Below are 19,655 nucleotides of genomic sequence, written 5' to 3'. Positions count from 1 at the left end.
GTTTCCGATTTCTCACAGAACCCGACAGACGGGGAGAGCAGACACGTCGACAGTCAATCAACCGTAACGACGACCGAATCCTCGAACACCACGGAGACAGTGTGGCCGGCATACGGGAACTCGATGGTCCCAATGCGGTCGCCACCGATTCCGGTCGACGCGAACAGCGCCTCGAGTGCATCGGGATCGATCGCGTCGAACAACGGCGGGAGATCAATCGGATCAACCTGTTCGATAGCCGCGACGGCGGTAATAATCTGTTCGTGGACGCCGTCGCCATCAGCTGCGACCGTCTGTGTCATTGTTCGTACCGCAACACTCCCCAACTAATAATTTTCGAAGTTAGAATAGTCAATAGTAATATCTCGTGGTCCTTGGTCGCACGGCACATGTGGTGTTGGGTGCCACTTGCCTCCGGCTCTGTGGAGGGGAGCCTGAAACGACGGCGTTCGGCCTCACAGATCGGAGACACCGTAATCGACGTGGACGTGTGGGGTCGAAGGAGACTCCGGTGCCGGAGTCCCGTTCCAGTCGACGAGGTGGACGTTGGCCATCTCACCCGAGAAGCGAAACCGCTGGACGCCGACGTCGATCGTTCCTTCGGCGACACCGCGCGAAACGATCGTCGCCTCGGCAGCAGGGTCGTCGGCAACCATTTCGATGCGACCGTCGACGGCGATCTCGAAGTTTGAGGGGACGCCGCGGCCGACGATCGTTATCAAGTTGTGCAAGGGTTCGTCTGTGGACTGCTGAGCCATGCCTCGATAACCAGAGTAGCCCGGTATAAGCTTTCTTGTCGGTGAATTGGTACCTCTAGTGAACATACAGCAAAACGTGACCGTTCCGAGAATCGACGCTCACCGACGGACTGGGACACGATAGCGAGGCCGTACGTGACGGGTGGAGGCTCAGAGAGCGTCTTCGAGATACGATCGCTCCCACTCCTGACGTTCGGAAAGCGCCCGTTCTCCCTTTTCGGCGAGTTCGTAGTAGTTCGTCCGGCGGTCGAGTTCTCCTTTTTCGACGAACTCCTGGTTGACGAGTGCGTCGAGATTGGGATAGAGACGCCCGTGATTGATCTCCATCGACGCATCGTCTTCGATACGCTCTTTGATCGTCTGGCCCGACGGGTGGTCCAGCCCCGCGATGACGACGAGCAGATCGCGCTGGAACCCGGTGAGGTCGAATAGGCTCATATCCCGCTTCACGGGAACGGGTACCATTGTTAGTCGTCTGTTGCAGGCGCATGCATGCGAGTAACAGGATGCTACAGCTTACGTGGGTGCCGGCTGCGTCTCGATTTCGCCAGCAGTCGCTGTCTGATCGAGAGCTGGTCGGAAGTGTTGCGAGGGCAAGATTGCTCTTGCCGCACTGATTGTCAGTGCGAGGGGAGGGAATCGAACCACGGTCGCAGTGAACTGCTCCCTGATTCGATCCCTCCGTGCATTTTCGCTCGGCGCGTCAGTGCGCCTCGCTGCAATGCGAGGGGAGGGAATCGAACCCACGAACTCCTACGAGAGCGGATCTTGAGTCCGCCGCCGTTGGCCGCTTGGCTACCCTCGCACGCAAGGTCGAGTAGGGAGGTCCTATTTGAATACTCTGCGATTTTGCCGCCGTTCCCCGACCCCTGTGTCTCACTCGAGTTCGGCCGCGTAATCGTAGTCTACCGGCCGCGCCCTCGGCTGGTCGTCGTCGAGCGTGATCTCCCACTCGCGAAGAATCGTCGGCTCCTCGCGAGCCGTCCGGAGCGTCCGTTTGACGTCCCGAAGGTCGACGCCGTAGAAGTCCCGAGGCAGCCCAGAGAGGTACCGCTCTGCGGTCCGAAACAGCGATCGCATCCCGTCGGCGTCGTCGAAATCCGCGTGTTTGTACGCGCCGGCAGCAACCTGGACCATTCCGTGAAGAAAGGCGCTTTCGGAAGTACCGCGGCCGTAGTTGTACCACTCCGCCTCGAAGCAGTCGTGGGCTTCGTGGTAGGCCCCGTCGTTGTACAGCCGGACGCCGTGGACGGTCGCCTGGCGGAGCGTGTCGTGAGTCCAGCGCTCGGCCGCGGGCTCCCAGCCCGTCGGAGTGCCGGCCCGCGGCGGCGCCACGCTCTCGTCCCGAGTGTGGTCGCTCACGGGATTTGATTCGGGCTGTGGTCCTGTAGCTCCATCGGCGGATGCGTATCTCGCCACCGAGTCACACAGCAGACCGAATCGCATTTCAGGCCCACGGACCTACAGTTGGCAATGAGAGTCGCACAGCTCGGTTCTGGCGAACCGGAATTTGCGGTGCTCGCGGGCGTCCACGGCGACGAACCCGGCGGCGTTCGCGCTATCGAACGGCTGCTGGATCAACGGCCGGCGGTCGATCGACCGGTCAAGCTCGTCGTTGCGAACGAGCACGCCCTAGAGCGGCAGGTACGGTTCGTCGACGAGGATCTGAATCGGGCCTTCCCCGGCGATCCGGAGGCCAAAACTCACGAGGGTCGTCTCGCCTACGAACTCACACAGGAACTCAAGGACTGTCTGACGTTCTCGATTCACTCCACGCAGAGCCACGCCGAGCCCTTCGCGATCGTCAACGGAGTTACCGACCACGCCCGGGAGATCTGCCCACAGCTGCCGATCGCCGCGCTCGTCGAGACCGGCGCGTTCAGCGAGGGGCGCCTGTTCACCAAAGTCGACACGATCGAAGTCGAGTGCGGTCTCCAGGGAACGGAGACGGCCGCGGAGAACGCCTACAGCCTCGCCAGGGCGTTTCTGACCGCAGTTGGCGCGCTTCCTGGCGATGCGATCTACCGAGAGTTGCCCGTCTACCGACTCGTCGACTGTATCAGAAAGCAGCAGGCCGAGACCTACGAGGTGTTCGTCGAGAACTTCGAGCGCGTCGAGGCGGGCGCCCCATTTGCGGCCGCCGACGGCGAGAAGCAGGTGGCCGAGGAGGCCTTTTACCCTGTTCTCATGTCACCGAACGGCTACCGGGACGTCTTCGGCTACGCAGCCGAGAAGCTCGACGTACTCTCTCCTCCAACAGAAGCCGACTGACAACCGGACCGAGATACGGACAAATTTCCCCGCTGGTGGAGGATTCATACGCTGGGATGCGTAGTGTGAGCTAATGATCGAAGTCGGACTCTCACCGGCAATCCTCGCCGATCCGTTCCCCAACGGGATTGCCCACTACGCGATTGGCGGGCTGTTGGTCGGTCTCGGCGTCGCAGTGGTCTACCTCGGTACTGGGATCGCCGCCGGCGCGAGCACGTTCCTCGAATCGACGCTCTCGTACGTCTCCGAACTCTCCCGGTTCGAGCAGTACCACGCCTCCCGCGACTGGCGGGTCGTGTTCACGCTCGGAATCGTCGCCGGTGCGGCCGTCTACGCGCTGACCTTCCAGTCCGGGCTGCTTTCGAGTGGCCTCCACCAGCCCGCGACGACCGGCGAGCTACGGGAGGTCGGCGGCGTCACGCTCTGGTTGACCGAGGTCCAGCCCTGGCGGCTCTTCCTCGGGGGCATCCTGATCGGCATCGGGACTCGAGTCGGCAAGGGTTGTACCTCGGGTCACGGCGTCTGCGGCGTCGGCTCTGCCTCGAGTGCGTCGTTCGTTGGCGTCGCGACCTTCCTGTTCGTCGCGATCGGCGTCGCCCAGATCGTACAGGCACTGGGGGTGAGTCCGTAATGAGCGAGATTCTCGGGCGAGAATCTCGGGACTGCGAGCGGAGCACGTTGTGTCCCGCGAGCCGCGAACACCGACGGAGGTGGAAGCGATGAGCGCCGAACACGAGCAACACCCGCTGTTCCTCCCGCTGGTGTTTGCCGGCGGGCTAATCTTCGGGTTCGGGCTCGGCTTTAGCCACATGGCCCAGCCCGAGATCGTCCTGAACTTCCTCCAGCTCGAGGACTTCGGGCTCATGTTCGTGATGTTCGGCGCGGCAGTCGTGACTGGGATCACCTTTTTCGGCGTCGGGCTGTTGCGCTCGGACGCGCCGCTGACGGGAACCGCGTACGGTCGACGGCTGAAGGCACTCGACCGGAACGTCGTCCTCGGCGGCGGCATCTTCGGCGTCGGCTGGGGCCTGTCGGGAATCTGCCCGGGTGCGGCCTACGCCAGCCTAGGCGTCGGCAACGTCTTCATCCTCTATGGCATCGCTGGCATGTTCGTCGGCGCCTACGCCCAGGGGTTCTGGCGCAGCCAGCGCGCCGGTAGTGACACCGCAACAGCGGCTGCCGACTGAGGCGATCAGCGCGCCTGCCAAGAGAGACGAGCGCGTCGCGATGACGCAAGGCCTATCCCGAACACGCTCGTACCGGTAGGTATGGACTTCCCACCGAATCAGGGCCTCGATCAGGACGAGGTCGACGAGTTCGTCGCCGAGACGATTGCGGACAACGAGGTCGTCCTCTTCATGAAGGGAACCGAACTCATGCCCCAGTGTGGGTACTCCCGACGCGCACTCGGTCTCATCGCCGAGCACCGCGACGAGTTCGAAACCGTCGACGTCCTCGAGTCGCTCGACGAGTACCGCGCGGCGCTGTCGGAACACAGCGGCTGGGAGACGATCCCACAGACGTTCGTCGACGGCGAGTTCGTCGGCGGCTCGGACGTGCTCGCGGAACTCGACGAGCGCGGCGAACTCGGCGAGACGCTCGAAACGGCCTAAGCAGTGGCGAGCCACGTCACAGTCCGGCGGTCGAAAGCTACCGGACGACCGATTCGGGATTCCTACAGCCACGTATCGATCGCAGACAACAGCAGGTCATATATGGGCCGCACCCGTATATGGACCTAACACCGCTCCGGTGCACCTTCCCCCACTATGTCAACAGAGGATTCCAGACGCGTTTATCGACTTCATTCGACGCTCGAACTGCCACTCGAAGACCTTCGCGACCACTTAGACACCGCCAGCTACCCCGACGGCGTGACCGACGTCGAACTCACACGTCGGAACAACACGCTCATCCTCAAAGCCGTCGCCGAGGATCAGTCGGTGAGCAAGTACACGCCGGCGGCACAGCTCAAAGCGAGCGTGGTCGAAAATCGAGTGTACGAGGAAGATCCCGACGAGCGCCGACAGAAGTCATTCAGTTGGGACGAAGAGGACGAAGAAGAGATCGAATCCGAGCTCGTCGAGTTCGCCGCGTTCAAAGGCGATCGCGAGACGGTCCTCCAGAACTCGCTGTTGCAGTACGAGATGTTTCGTGTCCTCGGAGACATCGCACAGGTGGCCGAGAAGGGAACACTGACGGCGATCTCCGAGCACGACGGGGAGTTAGAGGCGACCCGGATCGTCGACGGAGAGGTCCGTCCCGCCGACGTCGAGGTCGTCGAAGGGCCGGGTGACCGGAAGGCAGCCCAGAACGGCGTCAACTGGCGAGACAACAAGTTCATCAGCGACTGAGTCGACCGGAGCGACGGTTGTCGAAAGCAGCACGTTCCGAGTGACGATTCCCCGTCGGTCGTTAGTGTCGGATGTCGGGGCGCTGTGAGGACACGCTAGAAATATACCGGTCGTGTGTGTAGGTATACCATGCTATCGAGCACCAGCGAGTCGCCGCTGGGCGACATCGACTATCTCGCGCGGTCAGACCACCGCGTCGTCGGGCTCGGAGCGCTGGCCGACCAGCCGCGGACTCGGGCCGAGTTGCGATCGCTGACCGGTGCGTCGGCGTCGACGATTGGGCGTACGCTGCGCGAGTTCGAGCGGCGCCGCTGGATTCGACGGCGAGGCGACCGGTACGAGGCGACGCCGCTCGGTGCGTTCGTCGCCGCAGGGATGCAGGAGTTGCTCGACCGCTTCGAAACCGAGCAGCGGCTGCGCGAAATCTGGCGGTGGCTCCCGCCGGTCGCCGACGGGTTCACCGTCGAGATGGTGGCCGAGGCGACGGTGACGGCCGCGGCGGCCGAGGAACCCTACCGGCCGGTCAACCGGTTCGTGGCGCTGCTCGAGGAAACCAAGCGCCTCCGGTTCGTCGGCTCGGATCTGGCACTGCTCGAGCCGTGCAAAGACGAGCTCCGGCGGCACATTCTAGACGGGATGGACACCGAGATCATCGATCCGCCCAACGACGCCGCCTACATCCTCTCGACGTACCCCGATCACTGCGCCGTCGCCCTCGAGAGCGGAAACCTCTCCGTTCGCGTCCACGACGACCTGCCATCGTACGGGATCAGCATCTTCGACGACCGGATCGGAATCAGCGGGCACGACCGCGACACCGGAACGGTGAAAGTGTTCGTCGACACGGACGCGCCGGCGGCGCGCGAGTGGGCGGTGGCGGTGTACCGAGCCCGGCGGATCGAGTCGCGACCGCTCTCCGGCGACCTCGTCGAGTGACCGCTCCGGGTTCCTTCCGGTAAGCCGTGCAGTCGACGACCGTCAGTCACCCCCTGCAAGCGCGTCACCGGGCGACCGAATATCACTGGATGACTACATGCACCGGACGCACGTACCGTCCGGTACCGGAGGCGACCGCGTCACCGGCTGAGAGAACCATGGCAATCCACCACGATTCGTACGGCGAGACGGTGACAGACATCGAAGAAACGTTCGGAATGGTTCCGGGCTACATGGAGGCGCTTCCCGAGGAGGCGCTGGTCAACGAGTGGCCGAATCTCAAGCGCTTCCTATTCGGAGAGAGCGCGATCGACCCAAAGACTCGCGAACTCGTCGGTCTCGCGGTCGCGGCCGCGATCGGCTGTGAGTTCTGCAGACACTTCCACAAGGGCGCCGCACAGCTCCACGGCGCGACCGAGGAGGAGCTCTCGGAGCTGTCTTTCCTCGCGAGCTACACGCCGCGATACAGCGCCCTCATTCAGGCCCAGGACTACGATATCGACGTCTTCAAAGACGAAGTCGAGCAGATCGCCGCCCACATCCAGAAAGGGGCGGCCGCGGGGGACTGAGGGATCAATCGTGGCTACGAAACTCGACGAGCGCGAACTCGAACGGAAGGTAAAGCGCGTCTACCGGGACGTCGCCGCGGCACCTGACGAGGAGTACCACTTCGAGATGGGACGCCCGCTGGCGGAGCGACTCGGCTACCCGTCGGCGGACCTCGATCAGGTTCCACAGGCGGCGCTCGACTCGTTTGCCGGCGTGGGATATCACTTCGATCTCGCCGATCTACAGCCGGGCGAGCGTGTGCTGGACCTGGGCAGCGGCTCGGGAACCGACGCGTTCGTCGCTGCGCTCCACGTCGGCGATAGCGGGAGCGTAACGGGCCTCGACATGACCGACGAGCAACTCGAGAAGGCACGCCAGCTCCGGGACGAGGCGGGGATTGACGCCGTTAGCTTCGAGAAGGGGTACGTCGAGGAGCTTCCGTTCGAAGACGAGTCGTTCGACGTCGTGATCTCGAACGGCGTGATCAACCTCTCGGCGGCGAAAGGGCGGGTCTTCGAGGAGGTGCGGCGGGTGCTCGTTCCCGGCGGGCGGGTGGCGATCTCGGACATCGTCAGCGACGAGCAACTTCCCGACCGTATCAAAGAGAACACGGATCTCTGGGCGGCCTGCATCGGCGGTGCTATGCAGATAGACGACTACGCCGACGTGATCGAGACGCCCGGCCTCGCCGCCGTCGAGATGAAAGAGAACACGGAGTACGAGTTTATCTCGGAACGAGCCCAGAACGCGTGCGTAAAGTACGGCGTGCGGAGCATCTCGGTACGCGCCCGCAAGGACTGAAGGCGGGCGCGGCCGCCCCGGCCCGGTTGCGGCGTCGACCGACGGTTCCGGCGTGCCGATTCGACCAACTACCGATTCTTCCGCGCCGCCAGCAAGGCCGAGACGACGGCCGCGGCGGTCGGCACGAGCGCCAGCAGGAGAAACAGCACCTGCTGGGTCGCGTAGGCCAAGATGGCGCCGCTGGCCGCGGCACCCAGCGCCCCGACGCCGAACGCACCGAGGAACATGTAGCCATAGGAGAGTCCGCGGACGTCGGATCGGGAGTGGTTGGCGACGACGGCCTGCAAAAGCGGCTGTTCCCCGAAGAGGACGAAGCTGAGCGCCGCGCTGATCGCGAGTAAGGCCAGCAGGCCGACCGAGGCGACGGGAACGAACAACACGCTGAGCAGGGCCAGCGCGAGGAAGGCGACGACGAGGGCCCGAGCCGGCTCGTAGCGATCGCTTACCTGACCGCCGACGTACTGGCCCGCCATCCCGACGCCGAGAAAGCCGGCGTAGACGTACTGAGCGGGTTCGACGGCCAACTCGGCGATCGTCATCGAGCTGAGGGCGGGGTAGTCGGCGAGCACGTCCGGCAAGAAGGTCAGCACGCCGCGGTAGAAGAAGCCTTCCAGGACGACAATCGGGAAGACGACGAGAAAGCCGCCGGCGAAGAGGATCCGGGAGTCCCGGAGGAAATCGAAGGCCGTGGAGGAGCCGTCGGTCGAGGGTGCCTCGTCGACGACGGCCGTCTCGTCGACGGAGACAGCGGCGGTGTAGACCGCGGCCGCGAGCGCGGGGATGGCCATCAGCGCCGCGACGAGGCGCCAGTCGAACGCGAGCAACAGCAGCGCAGTGAGTAGGGGTCCGAGCGCGATACCCGCGTTGCCAGCGATGCCGTGCCAGGCGAAGCCGGCGCCGCGCTCGGTGACGCCGGTGCTGATCAGGCGCAGCCCGGCAGGGTGGTAGACGCTCGCTGCAACTCCCCACAACAACAGTGCGAGCGTGATTCCCAGGAGCCCACTCGAGAGTCCGAGCAGCAAGAAGGCGATCCCCATCCCGAGCAGGCAGCCGACCATCGGCCCGCGAGAACCGTAGGCGTCGGTTGCGATGCCGCCAGGGAGCGCGCCGATGCCGTAGCAGGCATAGCCCGCGGCGACGACGACACCGATGACCGCCGGATCCAGCCCGAGTTCCGACATCCAGATCGTAACGAAGATCGGGATCGACAGCTCGTAGGCGTGGACCATCCCGTGGCCGACCATCGTAATCGAGAGGATAGAGCGATCGTTGTCGTTCATCCAGACGGTAGTGACCGTCGACAGGAGAGTAGCATACAGCTACGTATTCCGGGGAGATTCTCCGCAATCTGTGAGGGTCGATAGGGAACCGTTTCTTCGCGACTCGACCGCCTCAGGCGGCCGCTATGGCGGGTGAGTCGGTGCAGATCGGCGATACCGTTCCCATAACAAAATGGGTTCGCTTCGAGTGCCAAGATGAAATGACCCCACGAGGTGCGTCCAGATGAAGTGTCTCTTCTTTACGAACACGCCGGCGCACGTACACCTGTTCAAACACACGGTAACGCGGCTTCAAGCGGAGGGCCACGACGTACTCGTCCTCGCACGCCAAGACGAGTGTACCGAGGCGCTGCTCGAGTACCACGAGTTACCCTACGAGATCTACGGCCATCGCGGCGGTGACTGGGCCTCGCTGGCCTGGGAACTCCCCCGGCATCTCGCGCGGATCGGCCGCAGCGCCCGCCGGTTCGACCCGGACGTGATATTCGGGATCGGTCCGTACGCGGCGGCGACGGGCGTCGCAACCGGCGCGCCGTCGATCGCCGTACTCGACTCGGAAACGTCGCTCGACCACGTCGTTTCCCGACCGTTCGTACAGGCGTTTTTCACGCCAGAGGCGTTCCGGACGGACCTGGGTCCAAAGCAGTACCGCTTCAACGGGTTCAAAGAGTCTGCATACCTCCACCCCGACGTGTTCTCGCCAGACCCCGACATCCGGGAAGCCTTGGGCGTCGGCCCGGACGAGGAGTACGCGATCGTCCGGTTAAATGCGTTCAACGGCCACCACGACGTCGGCCGGAAGGGATTTTCCGTCGCCCAGCGCCGACAGCTGCTCACCGAACTCGCCGACCACGCGACCGTCTTCGTCTCCGACGAAGGCGGCGAACTCGAGATGGACGAGCTGCCGGTACGGTCGTTCGATCTCCACCCCGCGCGGCTGCACGACGCGCTCGCGGAGGCGTCGCTGCTGGTCGCAGACACCCAGACGATGGTGACGGAGGCCGCGCTGCTCGGGACCCCTGCAGTGCGGTCGAACTCGTTTGTCGGCGAGGACGATATGGGCAACTTCCTCGAACTCGAGGACGCAGACCTGATCTGTAACCTGAGTGAGTTCGACGCGGTGTTAGAGCGCTCGCGAGAGTTGCTCGCTGACGACGCGACGGACGAACGCTGGGAGCGCCGCCGGGACGAGTACGTCGCGGACATGGTGAACCTGGCAGATCTGCTCCACCACGTCGCGCTCACCTTCGCCGACGAGCCATCGGCCGGGGAGCACGACGCCAGTCCCGAGGAGGAAGCGCAACGGGAGACGGTGGCGGTGCAACGATGACGCTGGCGGAGCAGCCATCCGGCGGACGCAAGCAGTTCACAGATGCCCGAGTCGGTCGAAGCGTGCGTCACCAACTCCCATGAAAACGCAAGACACAGCAGTGCTGCCGCCGATCCGACATCCCGTCAGAGGTTTCCGGTCCCGGAAAGCGTTTAACCGTGGTAATTATATCTAATTACAGACGATGAGCCAGACATTCCCCGAGTACATCGGCGTCGACTACGACGACGGCGATGGTCAGACACCCGAGGAGTATCCACACATTCAGGACAAAATCGAGAAGGCCATCGAGGTCACCCGCCAGGGGCTCGAGCAGTACGAGAATCCCGCCGTGATGTGGACCGGTGGCAAGGACTCGACGCTCGTGCTGTACTTCGTCAAGGAGGTCGCAGACCGGTACGATCTGGAGGTTCCTCCGGCAATCTTCATCGATCACTACCAGCACTTCGACCAGATCCACGACTTCGTCGACCACTGGGCCGACGAGTGGGATCTCGAGGTCATCTACGCGCGAAACGAGGACATCGGCGAGTACGTCGAGCAGAAGGGTCTCGAACCCGGCGACGACATCCCCGTCGAGGATCTCTCCGAGCACAACCAACACCACGTCGAGAACATCTTGGAGTACGAGGATGACACCTTCCCCTTCCTGCTCGACACCTACGCGGGCAATCACCTGCTGAAAACGGTGGCGCTAAACGACGCCCTAGAGCAACACGACGTCGACGGCGTGATCTCCGGCGTCCGCTGGGACGAACAGGAGGCCCGAGCCGACGAGACGTTCTTCTCGCCCCGGCACGACCCCGACCTCTTCCCGCCCCACGACCGTGTTCAACCCATCCTGCAGTTCGACGAGGCCGCAGTCTGGGAGGCGTTCTGGCACTTCGTGGTGCCAGACACCGTCGACGAGTTCCCCGACGACGGCTACGTCCCAGAAAGCGCCGACGACCTGCCGGGCGATCTGGAGCCGTTCGAGACCCCCGTCTCGCCGAAGTACTGGGAGGGCTTCCGATCGCTGGGTAGCGAGATCAGCACCGAGAAGACCGAGGACAACCCCGCCTGGCTGCAGGACTTAGAGGGAACGACCGAGCGCGCGGGCCGCGCCCAGGACAAAGAGGACCTGATGGAGCGCCTGCGCGACCTCGGCTACATGTAACACTCGGCTGACCACTACCACCGGATCGTCGGCTCGTTCGACCATTTTTCGCGGCTTATGCGCCACCTATAAGTCAACACTAAGACAGCTACAGTACATGTCAGTTACCGACACCGCGGAGACGGTCGCGGCCGTTATCGACGAAATCCGTTCGGCCGTCGTCGCGGATCGGACCGTCTTGGAGGAGATTGCCGTCGGCGTACTCGCCCGTGGACACGTGCTGCTCGAGGACGTCCCCGGCACCGGAAAGACCCTCACCGCCCGCTCGATCGCGACCACCCTCGGACTCGGCTTCTCGCGCATCCAGTTTACGCCCGATCTCATGCCCGCGGACGTCACCGGCTCGTACGTCTTCGAGGAGGAGACCAGCGAGTTCCACTTCACGCCCGGCCCGGTGTTCGCGAACGTCGTGCTCGCAGACGAGATCAACCGCGCCCCGCCGAAGACCCAGTCCGCCCTGCTCGAGGCGATGGAGGAGGGGCAGGTGACCGTCGACGGCGAGACCCACGAGCTTCCGGACCCGTTCCTCGTCATCGCGACGCAAAACCCCGTCGAGCAGGAGGGGACGTTCGAGCTCCCCGAGGCCCAGCGCGACCGCTTCATGGTGAAGACCTCGCTCGGCTACCCCGACCCCGAGGGGACGCGCGAGCTGATCGATCGCCGAGCCGACCGCGATCGGCCGGACCCGACGGTGGAACCGGTCGTCGACCGCGAGACCGTCCTCGCCCTCCAGCGAGCCCCGGAAGACGTCACCGTCGAGGGGCCAGTCCGCGACTACATCGGCGAGCTCTGTCGCGCCACCCGGACGGACGGCCGCGTCGACGTCGGCGTCTCGCCGCGGGGCGTCCAGCGACTGTTCGAGGCCAGCCGCGCCCGCGCGGTGCTCGAGGGGCGGACCTACGTGGTCCCCGACGACGTCGCGGCGATCGCACCGCCCGCACTCGCACACAGGCTCGTCCTGACGCCCGAGGCGAGCGTCGACGGCGTCTCCAGGCGGGCCGTGATCGAGTCGGTGCTCTCCAACGTCGAGGTCCCGGCGATGGACCCCGAGACCGTCACGCAGTAACGACTGTGTGAAACGCGAGCGAGCACCCGTGGGCGATGCGAGAGCGTCCTCTCAGCGACGGAAGAGCCAGGCCGCGGCGACGGTCGCGCTGAGCCCCGCAAAGACGGCTGCCGTCGCCGGCACCGACAGCGCGGGCGCGAGCAGCGCCGCTGCGACGAGGCCGACGACTGCGACGAGGACGCCGACCGCCGCGATCAGACCGCTCCAGACGATCCGCGCGTACTGGGGCTCGCGGGCGGCCCCCTCGGCACCGACCTCCCGGGAGAGCACCCGCCCGTACCGGCCGACGTCGTACGCGAAGAGCGCGGCTCCGAGGGAGACGAGCGCGGCCACCGAGAGCCGAGCCGTCTCAGCGCTGAGGGGGCCGTCGACGCTCGCCCCGATGATGACGCCCCCGCTCCCGAGCGCGACCACGATCGAGAGCGCGACTGCGGCATCGGCACGCGAGGCAAGCGGCGCCGACCACGCCACGGCGAGCAGCCCGGCGGCGGCGAGCGCGGCGGCCGTCACGCCGAACAGCGAGCCGACGAGGGCGATCCGGCCGCCGGTGGCGGCGAGCGTGGCCGGAAACGCGAGTAACACGCCACAGACCGCGCCGGCGACGATCGGAACCACGGCGTTCTCACGGGAGCGCGTAGTGGCCCACGAGTGGCGAACAGGTAGCGCAAGCGCCGCGACGAACGCGCCCGCGACCGTCACGATCGCGCTCGCAGCGCGCGGCACGGGCCCATCGACGAGCGCGGCCACGAGGGGATCCACCGGAGTGAGGACGCGAGCGCCGGCCGCGAGCATCCCGGCGGCGAGGATCGCGACGACGGCGGCGACGGCGAGCCACGAGAGCAACGCGCGCCGGGTACGGACGTAGGCGCCGTATTCAGTCGGTGTCGCGAACGCAGCCGGCGGGAGGACGGCGATTGCGACCCCCGCGGCGAGGGCGGCGGCGCCGATCGCGAGCGCGAATCCAGTCAGACCACTGGTGAACCACAGGCCGGCACCGATCGCACGCACGACCCCTTCGGGCTCCGCAGATCCGAACGCGATGACGGCGAGAGCGGCGGCGCCAGCGGCCGCGAACAGGGCGGCCGTTCCCGACCGACGGATCGAGCTCGGCTTTCGCCGAGTGGCGGGGGCGAGGCCGGCCGCGATCCCAAGAGCGACGCCGACCGCCGCGAGGGCGCTGGCGAGGGTGAGCCCGCCCGCTCCGACGACTGCAACTGCGACGGTGGCGGAAAACGCCAGCAGCGCCGCGGATGCCGCGATACGTCGGGTAGAGCCGCCGAACCCGGTGAGCGCGAGCGCAAGCACGACGCCACAGCCAGCGCCGACGGAAGCGAGTGGCGAGACCGCGCTGATCGCGGGGACGCCGACGACAGCGGCGAGTGCGAGCGCCCACCCCGTCGTCGGTGGGAGCCGGACCCGGGCAGCGCTCATCGGCTCCTCACCTCTCCAACCGCGTCGCGCAGGACGATTCCGAGCGGGCGCGCCAGATCCCAGTCGACGACGCGGGCGCCGGCTGCCCGGGCGCGGGCCAGGCGCGCATCTCGGTCGAGCGCCTCGAGCCGCGTCGCGGGATCCTCGCCGACGGTGACGTCCGGCGAGACGACGCGGACGGCGTACCCTCGTGCCCGAAGCCCAGCCACGAGAGAGACCGGCTCGTCGTCGACGAACGCGGAGAAGAGGAACACCTGGGCCTCGCCGGGCAGCGTCTCGGCGACCTCCGGCGCGAGCCCGTTGGGCCACGAGCGGGTGTACAGTTGGATGCGCCGGCCCGGTTCGAGCGTCGTCTCGAGCGCCCTGGCCACCCGCTCTCGCGTCGCCGGGTCGGTTCCCGGCGGGACGACCTCGAGATCCCCGTCATAGATGCCGACGAAGCCGGTCGGATGGCCCGAGTCGACGAGCGAGTCGATCGTTCGCTCGGCGGCGCCGGCCGAGAGCTCGGCTGCCGGGGGATCGGCGGTCGTCGCGGCGCCGAACTGGCTCGGACGCGCGTCGACGAGACAGACGATCCGAGTCGAGCGCTCGGCGCGGTACTCGACGGTTGCGAGGTCGCGCGTGCGACCGTATCGGCGCCAGTCGATCGCGCTCACCGGATCACCCGGATCGTAGTCGCGGACGGCGTAGAACTCGACGCCGCTGCCGCCCTCGTCGGTCGGAACCTCGCCCGCGTAGTCGTTCGTGGCGCCCGCGAGCCCCACCGTCCCAACGGGCGGTGCGCAGCTGATCGTATCCGCGCCGTCGGCGGGAACCGACACCGTCTCCGCCACCGTCCCGGTCGTATCGCGTGCCCGAACCCGTGCCTCGTCGAAGGCGTGCTCACCGCGACGAAGCGCCAGCTCGTACTCGATCGTCGCCGTCTCGAGAGGCTCGAGCGCGACGCACGCTCGGGGCGTCCCCGAGACCACGGGCAGCTCGTCGGGGACGCCGTCGACGACGCGGAGATCGACGATCGGCTCCGAGCCGGCGTTCGTGACGGTCGTCCGGACCGCCACGGTGTCGCCGGGGTCGGTCGCGAGTTCGTCCGCGGTCCACCGATCGGCCGAGTTCGCCGGGTCTCCCACGGCAACCTCGCGCTCGATGCGGACCGCCGCCGGCTCGCGGTCGCCGAGGGCGGCGGCGACGGCGTACCACAGCGGGATCGTCGCCGCGATGACGAGCAGCTGGCTTCCCGCCGCGAGTCCGACGCCCGCGAGCCCCACCGCGGCGGCGACCGACCACTCGGCAGTGCTGTCCGTCCACTCGGCACCGGCGGTGCGCTCGGTGACGGGATCCTGGCCGCGCTCACCGCCGTCGTCGGCGTCGTGCCCGCTCATGCGCGCACCTCCGGCTCGGCGTCCGCGGCGGATTGGTCGGGGTCTTCGCCCTCGTTCCGGATCGCGCCCGCATTGTCCGTCGCGGCGGGAGACGATCGACCGTCGATCGCGGCGATCGCGTCGAGCGTTCGGCGTAGGCGTCGGCCGTAAGCCGCACCGGGATCGATCGCGGCGCGCAGGCGCTCTCCAGACGGCTGTCGGCGGTCGGCCGCGAGAAACGCCGCGGCGACGGGGTCGTCGGTCCAGGTTCCGGACCGAACCGCCTCGCGGGCCGCGGCTCGGTCGAGCCCGCGTCGGACCGAGAGCGTTCTGATAGCGGCCTCGACGAGTCGCTCGGAGAGCGCCTCGGTCGCGTCGTCGGCCGAGCAGCGGTACCACTCGGCGGCGCCACTGCCGAGCAGGCGCTCGGCGTCGTGGCCGATCCGAGACTCCGTTCGAGTGTGTCCGATTTCGGGGGGTTCGCCCTCGAACAGCGGCGGATCGGCCGATCGAGCGCCGCCCCACACCGACCAGATCGCGAGGGCGGCGAGAGCGACCCCGAACAGCGGCAAGAGCACCGCGAGTGGATACAGCAGACCGGCGAACGCGTTGCCGGCGGGAAGGAAGCCTGCCAGCAGCGCGGTGACGGCCGCGACGGTGACGCCTGCGACGATCACCGCGGTAGCGAACCGTTCGCGGTCGATCCGGTCGAGTCGGCCGACCAGTCGACGCCACGCGCCCGCGCCGGGGTAGCTCACGGCGATCCCTCCTCGTCCTCATCCGCGTCAGCCAGTTCGGACGCCGTCTCGTGGGCCTGTGCGGCCTGCTCGACGGAGGGATCCCGGCCGCCGTACTCGACGTCCCGGAAGATCGCGACCAGCCGTTCGACGCGGTCGCCCGGGAAGCCGTCGGCGGTCGCCCGCCTGGCCGCCTGCCCCGGCGTCATCGTCTCGCGGTCTGTGACTCCGAGGCGGTCGAGAAACGCGTGCCAGGCCGCGCGGATCTCGGCGCGGGGGCCGTGCGGGGTCAGCGGCTCGGTCGACGGCGCCGCGGATCCGTCGCCGTCGACCGGTTCGTCGTCCTCGTCGTCGGCCGCGGACCAGCTCCGGCCGGGCAGATCGTCGGAGCGCTCGGTCGTCCCGCGGAGCGAGGCGAGCACGGACAGCGATCCCATCGCGGCCCCGATCGACGGGAGGAGCGATCCGATGCGCGGCGGCCGGAATGTGGGGCGGGGAACCGCAAGCCGTGGCAGAGAGGAGATCCAAAAGCGCCCGAGCAGTTCGGACGGCGAGGCAGGGAGCGTCGGCCTCCGGAGCGTCCCCCTGACGGCGTCCGACAGCCCGGCGAGGAGCCCCGCAAGCGCGAGCGTCCGACCGTCGAACACACCCCGACGCCCCTCGCGACGGGCGGCGAGTCGGACGTACGTTACAGCCAGCCCGTAGCCGATCCCCGGAACGAACACGACCAGCGCCGCGAGCCTGAGGTAGAGGTTGCCGGCGGTGGCCGTCGCGGGTTCCTCGCCGACCGTCGCCGTGACCGTCGCCTCGTCGTCGATCGGGAGCCACACGTACGCCCGCCCGTCATCGTCGGTCGTCGCGGAGCCGCCGCCCTCGACCGAAACCGTCGCGTCCGCAACGCCGGCCCCGTCGGCCGACACCTGGACCGGAGCCGGCGAGCCCGGGAACAGTAGCGGCGAGACGAACGCGACGGTCGGCTCGGCAATCTCGACGGTGTGCGTCTCCTCGACCGGTCCCCGCTCGACGCGGAGGTCGGCTGGTCCGGTTCTCTCCGGAAGCGTCACCGTCGCGTCGCCCTCGTCGTCGGTCCTCGTGACCGGCTCGCCATCGAGCGAGACCGCCGCGCCCGACAGCGGCGTCGAGCCGACCGTCGCGGAGAGGTCGAACTCGGCGTTCGGGGCGGCGCCGTCGCCGGTCTCGATCGTCGCGTCAGTCTCGACGTCGAACGTCCGCGAGAGGTTCTCTTCGGGAACGCGGACGGTCATCTCCTCGGCGTAGGGAACGTCGACCTGGAGGTTCCCCTGGTCGGTCTCTCCGGCGGGTTCGTCGTTCACCTCGACAGCCAGGCTCTCGAAGAAGCTGCTAGCGGAGTCGACGGTGACCAGCACCTCGCCGCCCGCCTCGACGGGACCGTCGACGGAGATCATCCGATCGTCGTCACTCTCCGCCTCGCGCTCGTCGTCGGTCGGTTCGAGGTCCCACGCCGGCGTCGCGTCGATGGCGTCCCACTCGCCGGCCGCGGGGTCGCCCTCGGAACTGCCCGGCGAGGGGATCCGCGGATCGGCCGCGGGGAGCGCGGTCGCGACGAGCAGGAGACAGACGACGCAGCCGAGAGCGACCGCGATCCGTCGGCCGTCGGTCACGGCCGCCCCTCCAGTTCGGCGGCGATCGCCTGCAGCCGGCGGATCCGGGCGTCGACGGGCGGGTGCGTGTCGGAGCCGCTATCGGGAGTGGTCGCCGGCGTCTCGCCCGCGAGCCAGGCCGCGACTCGCTCGCGTCGATCCGACTCCGCGGGCGCCGCTCTCGGGTCGGGTACCGACACCGCCTCGTCGCCGCTGACCGGCTCGACCGGGGCGACACAGAGGGCGCGGATCGTGGCCGCCCGGAGGTCCGTCTCGGGCGTCGGTGACTCCGCCTCGAGCGCCAGCAGCGCCGTCGCGAGCGCGAGGGGATCGCCGGTGATCCGTGCGGCCGCGTCGTCAGCGGCGAACTCGCGGGCGTGAGAGAGGGTTCGGGTCGCCCAGTTCGCGATCGTCGGAAACGCCCAGAGCAGCGGTGCGACGAAGACGTACGTCAGCGCGACCAGCGGGAGAAACCAGCGGACCGCGAGGCGCCCCTCGGTCGACACCGTGTCGCGGTCGAACACGGCCCGACGGGCGAGACGCGCACCGCGGTAGGCGCGGTCTGCGATCTCGACGAACAGCGTCGTGATGGTCATCAGCGTCACGTCGCGGTTTGCGATGTGGGCGAGCTCGTGGGCGAGAACGGCCTCGAGCTCGCCGGCGTCGAGGCGCTCGATCAATCCGGTCGTCAGGACGATCGTCGCGTCAGTGACCCGGCCGACGGTGTAACAGCTCGGTACGTCCGAGTCGACGACGCGAACGTCGGGCTCGGGGACGTCGACGGTCGCGGCCAGCCGGCGAACGACGCGGGAGACGTCGTGATCCCGGTCGCCGCCCCCGCGCGTTCCCGAGAGCACGCGCCGGTAGCCGTAGTACACCTGCGCGAGGAGGAAGGCCGCGACGAGGGCGAGCGCCGTCGACAGGGAGACCGGCAGGCGGAGGACGTCTGCCCCGAACTCGCCGTGCTGGACGAAGACGACGCTCCCGGCGACGACGGCCGGCAGGAAGACGCCGTACGCCCACAGCAGGACGAGCACGAACAGGGCGTTCACAGCGAGGATGACCGCGAGGACGGCACCGATGCGGAGCGGGAGGGCCATAGAGTGCGTTAGTCCGTCTTTCGCAGCTACTGTCAAAAGATTTTGTAATCTGGGAGGAGGGGGTTGGACGGTGGTAACAGTGTCGTGCGATCCGCCCGGCTTACTGCGGGCGGACGACGTTGGCCAGCGCGATGAGGACGCCGAGGAACCAGCCAAGCGGGAACGAGATGCCGACCCACATCGCCGCGTAGGCGGGTCCGGCGAGCTCGAAGTTCGTCCGGAGGAACTCGTTTGCGCCCGCGACGAACAACACGTTGTCTAAGATCCAGATCGCGAGCGAGTAGCTCGGATCGAGGACGACACCCTCGAGCGACGGCGTCACGAGCGCCGCGACGACCGGCGGGAGAAAGAGCGCAGTCATCGCGAAGGGGTACGCGAGCAGGACGGAGACGACTCTCCCCCCGACCTTCGAGAAGACGGCAGCGAGGGCGGTCGCGACGACGGCGACGAGGCTTGCTGCGGCGACGGCGAGGAACCCGTCGAAGGACAGTTGTACGTGTGCGAGGACGGTCAGCGATCCCCAGACGAGGATGGCGATACCGGTGACGCCGACGACGCCCAGACGGGTTCGGGTGGAGTCGAGTTTCGCCGCGTAGAATCGCGTTGCGAGCCCGAAGACGGCGAGTGGGTAGACTGCGAGCAGTCCGACAGCTCCCAGGAGACTCCACGCCAGAAACGCGATACGCTGGGGGAGGGACTCCGGCTTCCACTTGCCCATGACAGAGTGACCGCGGCCGCGCTGGCGGGGGAAGACGAGTTCCATCCACGCCCCGTGTAAGCGCTGTAAGTCGACTTTCACCGCGCCGACGAGACCATCACCGTCGCGGTTGCGTGCGCGGGTAGACATATCGATTCCAATCTGCTCGGAAACCGTAAGCTTTCCCTCTCGTGACGGTCCCGATTCGG

Annotated in this window: 22 protein-coding genes and 1 tRNA gene; 11 read left to right on the top strand and 12 right to left on the bottom strand. The window is 67.1% G+C overall.

The window, feature by feature from the left end; translation table 11 throughout:
• Positions 1–53: 53 nt before the first annotated feature.
• The 5 genes from OB905_01305 to OB905_01285 form a co-directional block, all read right to left on the bottom strand.
• On the bottom strand, positions 54–302 hold the full coding sequence (locus OB905_01305) for a hypothetical protein (GenBank protein ID MCU4924623.1): 249 nt from the start codon (positions 300–302) through the stop codon (positions 54–56).
• Between the two features lie 153 nt (positions 303–455).
• Entirely contained in the window at positions 456–758 is a 303-nt protein-coding gene (locus OB905_01300; protein ID MCU4924622.1) for a hypothetical protein, read from the bottom strand.
• Positions 759–908: 150 nt separating this feature from the next.
• Positions 909–1,196 carry a PadR family transcriptional regulator gene (locus tag OB905_01295; GenBank protein MCU4924621.1) on the bottom strand — a complete coding sequence of 96 codons (288 nt, stop codon included), beginning with the start codon at positions 1,194–1,196 and terminating at the stop codon, positions 909–911.
• A 284-nt stretch (positions 1,197–1,480) separates the two neighbouring features.
• Positions 1,481–1,563: transfer RNA gene (locus OB905_01290), tRNA-Leu, on the bottom strand.
• Positions 1,564–1,634: 71 nt separating this feature from the next.
• Complete coding sequence (locus OB905_01285; protein MCU4924620.1) at positions 1,635–2,120, bottom strand: DUF309 domain-containing protein; 486 nt, start codon at positions 2,118–2,120, stop codon at positions 1,635–1,637.
• A gap of 111 nt (positions 2,121–2,231) precedes the next feature.
• Here OB905_01285 and OB905_01280 point away from each other — a divergent pair, with 111 nt between their 5' ends.
• From OB905_01280 to OB905_01245, 8 genes are all read left to right on the top strand, one after another.
• Positions 2,232–3,029: a succinylglutamate desuccinylase/aspartoacylase family protein gene (locus OB905_01280; protein MCU4924619.1), complete on the top strand. Its 798-nt coding sequence runs from the start codon at positions 2,232–2,234 to the stop codon at positions 3,027–3,029.
• Between the two features lie 73 nt (positions 3,030–3,102).
• A complete protein-coding gene (locus tag OB905_01275; protein MCU4924618.1) occupies positions 3,103–3,660 on the top strand; it encodes a YeeE/YedE thiosulfate transporter family protein in 558 nt (185 codons plus the stop codon).
• Between the two features lie 88 nt (positions 3,661–3,748).
• Entirely contained in the window at positions 3,749–4,216 is a 468-nt protein-coding gene (locus OB905_01270; protein MCU4924617.1) for a YeeE/YedE family protein, read from the top strand.
• Positions 4,217–4,297: 81 nt separating this feature from the next.
• Positions 4,298–4,642 carry a glutaredoxin gene (locus OB905_01265; protein ID MCU4924616.1) on the top strand — a complete coding sequence of 115 codons (345 nt, stop codon included), beginning with the start codon at positions 4,298–4,300 and terminating at the stop codon, positions 4,640–4,642.
• Positions 4,643–4,798: 156 nt separating this feature from the next.
• A complete protein-coding gene (locus OB905_01260) occupies positions 4,799–5,383 on the top strand; it encodes a hypothetical protein (protein MCU4924615.1) in 585 nt (194 codons plus the stop codon).
• A 129-nt stretch (positions 5,384–5,512) separates the two neighbouring features.
• The gene (locus OB905_01255; protein ID MCU4924614.1) at positions 5,513–6,319 is read left to right on the top strand and encodes a MarR family transcriptional regulator; all 807 of its coding nucleotides are present in this window, start codon (positions 5,513–5,515) and stop codon (positions 6,317–6,319) included.
• 158 nt (positions 6,320–6,477) lie between these two features.
• On the top strand, positions 6,478–6,888 hold the full coding sequence (locus tag OB905_01250; protein ID MCU4924613.1) for a carboxymuconolactone decarboxylase family protein: 411 nt from the start codon (positions 6,478–6,480) through the stop codon (positions 6,886–6,888).
• A gap of 10 nt (positions 6,889–6,898) precedes the next feature.
• The gene (locus OB905_01245; GenBank protein MCU4924612.1) at positions 6,899–7,669 is read left to right on the top strand and encodes a methyltransferase domain-containing protein; all 771 of its coding nucleotides are present in this window, start codon (positions 6,899–6,901) and stop codon (positions 7,667–7,669) included.
• Between the two features lie 68 nt (positions 7,670–7,737).
• On the opposite strand, the gene OB905_01240 is transcribed toward OB905_01245, so the two are convergent.
• Positions 7,738–8,949 carry an MFS transporter gene (locus OB905_01240; GenBank protein ID MCU4924611.1) on the bottom strand — a complete coding sequence of 404 codons (1,212 nt, stop codon included), beginning with the start codon at positions 8,947–8,949 and terminating at the stop codon, positions 7,738–7,740.
• A 223-nt stretch (positions 8,950–9,172) separates the two neighbouring features.
• On the opposite strand from OB905_01240, the gene OB905_01235 reads away from it, so the two are divergent.
• From OB905_01235 to OB905_01225, 3 genes are all read left to right on the top strand, one after another.
• The gene (locus OB905_01235; GenBank protein MCU4924610.1) at positions 9,173–10,279 is read left to right on the top strand and encodes a hypothetical protein; all 1,107 of its coding nucleotides are present in this window, start codon (positions 9,173–9,175) and stop codon (positions 10,277–10,279) included.
• 184 nt (positions 10,280–10,463) lie between these two features.
• Positions 10,464–11,435, top strand: coding sequence for a phosphoadenosine phosphosulfate reductase family protein (locus OB905_01230; protein ID MCU4924609.1), 972 nt, complete (start codon positions 10,464–10,466; stop codon positions 11,433–11,435).
• 97 nt (positions 11,436–11,532) lie between these two features.
• A complete protein-coding gene (locus tag OB905_01225; protein ID MCU4924608.1) occupies positions 11,533–12,501 on the top strand; it encodes a MoxR family ATPase in 969 nt (322 codons plus the stop codon).
• Between the two features lie 51 nt (positions 12,502–12,552).
• On the opposite strand, the gene OB905_01220 is transcribed toward OB905_01225, so the two are convergent.
• From OB905_01220 to OB905_01195, 6 genes are all read right to left on the bottom strand, one after another.
• Positions 12,553–13,932: a hypothetical protein gene (locus OB905_01220; GenBank protein ID MCU4924607.1), complete on the bottom strand. Its 1,380-nt coding sequence runs from the start codon at positions 13,930–13,932 to the stop codon at positions 12,553–12,555.
• Positions 13,929–15,311: a DUF58 domain-containing protein gene (locus tag OB905_01215; GenBank protein MCU4924606.1), complete on the bottom strand. Its 1,383-nt coding sequence runs from the start codon at positions 15,309–15,311 to the stop codon at positions 13,929–13,931. Before OB905_01215 ends, OB905_01220 begins: the two co-directional genes overlap by 4 nt.
• Entirely contained in the window at positions 15,308–16,048 is a 741-nt protein-coding gene (locus tag OB905_01210) for a hypothetical protein (protein ID MCU4924605.1), read from the bottom strand. Before OB905_01210 ends, OB905_01215 begins: the two co-directional genes overlap by 4 nt.
• Positions 16,045–17,670: a DUF4129 domain-containing protein gene (locus OB905_01205; protein ID MCU4924604.1), complete on the bottom strand. Its 1,626-nt coding sequence runs from the start codon at positions 17,668–17,670 to the stop codon at positions 16,045–16,047. The genes OB905_01210 and OB905_01205 overlap by 4 nt, the downstream gene beginning before the upstream one ends.
• Positions 17,667–18,749: a M48 family metalloprotease gene (locus tag OB905_01200; protein ID MCU4924603.1), complete on the bottom strand. Its 1,083-nt coding sequence runs from the start codon at positions 18,747–18,749 to the stop codon at positions 17,667–17,669. The genes OB905_01205 and OB905_01200 overlap by 4 nt, the downstream gene beginning before the upstream one ends.
• A 100-nt stretch (positions 18,750–18,849) precedes the next feature.
• Entirely contained in the window at positions 18,850–19,596 is a 747-nt protein-coding gene (locus tag OB905_01195) for a hypothetical protein (protein ID MCU4924602.1), read from the bottom strand.
• Between the last annotated feature and the right edge of the window lie 59 nt (positions 19,597–19,655).

This window comes from Halobacteria archaeon AArc-dxtr1 (assembly GCA_025517425.1).
Classification (GTDB): Archaea; Halobacteriota; Halobacteria; order Halobacteriales; family Natrialbaceae; genus Halostagnicola.
The sequence above is the reverse complement of the archived record's forward strand: the minus strand, read 5'-3'. Positions and strand labels throughout refer to the sequence as shown.

What these genes read in the sequence shown, in the direction of transcription:
- OB905_01305 (MCU4924623.1), bottom strand. Translation starts at nt 302, where the DNA reads ATGACACAGACGGTCGCAGCTGATGGCGACGGCGTCCACGAACAGATT.
- OB905_01300 (MCU4924622.1), bottom strand. Translation starts at nt 758, where the DNA reads ATGGCTCAGCAGTCCACAGACGAACCCTTGCACAACTTGATAACGATC.
- OB905_01295 (MCU4924621.1), bottom strand. Translation starts at nt 1,196, where the DNA reads ATGAGCCTATTCGACCTCACCGGGTTCCAGCGCGATCTGCTCGTCGTC.
- OB905_01280 (MCU4924619.1), top strand. Translation starts at nt 2,232, where the DNA reads ATGAGAGTCGCACAGCTCGGTTCTGGCGAACCGGAATTTGCGGTGCTC.
- OB905_01275 (MCU4924618.1), top strand. Translation starts at nt 3,103, where the DNA reads ATGATCGAAGTCGGACTCTCACCGGCAATCCTCGCCGATCCGTTCCCC.
- OB905_01270 (MCU4924617.1), top strand. Translation starts at nt 3,749, where the DNA reads ATGAGCGCCGAACACGAGCAACACCCGCTGTTCCTCCCGCTGGTGTTT.
- OB905_01265 (MCU4924616.1), top strand. Translation starts at nt 4,298, where the DNA reads ATGGACTTCCCACCGAATCAGGGCCTCGATCAGGACGAGGTCGACGAG.
- OB905_01260 (MCU4924615.1), top strand. Translation starts at nt 4,799, where the DNA reads ATGTCAACAGAGGATTCCAGACGCGTTTATCGACTTCATTCGACGCTC.
- OB905_01255 (MCU4924614.1), top strand. Translation starts at nt 5,513, where the DNA reads ATGCTATCGAGCACCAGCGAGTCGCCGCTGGGCGACATCGACTATCTC.
- OB905_01250 (MCU4924613.1), top strand. Translation starts at nt 6,478, where the DNA reads ATGGCAATCCACCACGATTCGTACGGCGAGACGGTGACAGACATCGAA.
- OB905_01240 (MCU4924611.1), bottom strand. Translation starts at nt 8,949, where the DNA reads ATGAACGACAACGATCGCTCTATCCTCTCGATTACGATGGTCGGCCAC.
- OB905_01235 (MCU4924610.1), top strand. Translation starts at nt 9,173, where the DNA reads ATGAAGTGTCTCTTCTTTACGAACACGCCGGCGCACGTACACCTGTTC.
- OB905_01230 (MCU4924609.1), top strand. Translation starts at nt 10,464, where the DNA reads ATGAGCCAGACATTCCCCGAGTACATCGGCGTCGACTACGACGACGGC.
- OB905_01225 (MCU4924608.1), top strand. Translation starts at nt 11,533, where the DNA reads ATGTCAGTTACCGACACCGCGGAGACGGTCGCGGCCGTTATCGACGAA.
- OB905_01220 (MCU4924607.1), bottom strand. Translation starts at nt 13,932, where the DNA reads ATGAGCGCTGCCCGGGTCCGGCTCCCACCGACGACGGGGTGGGCGCTC.
- OB905_01215 (MCU4924606.1), bottom strand. Translation starts at nt 15,311, where the DNA reads ATGAGCGGGCACGACGCCGACGACGGCGGTGAGCGCGGCCAGGATCCC.
- OB905_01200 (MCU4924603.1), bottom strand. Translation starts at nt 18,749, where the DNA reads ATGGCCCTCCCGCTCCGCATCGGTGCCGTCCTCGCGGTCATCCTCGCT.
- OB905_01195 (MCU4924602.1), bottom strand. Translation starts at nt 19,596, where the DNA reads ATGTCTACCCGCGCACGCAACCGCGACGGTGATGGTCTCGTCGGCGCG.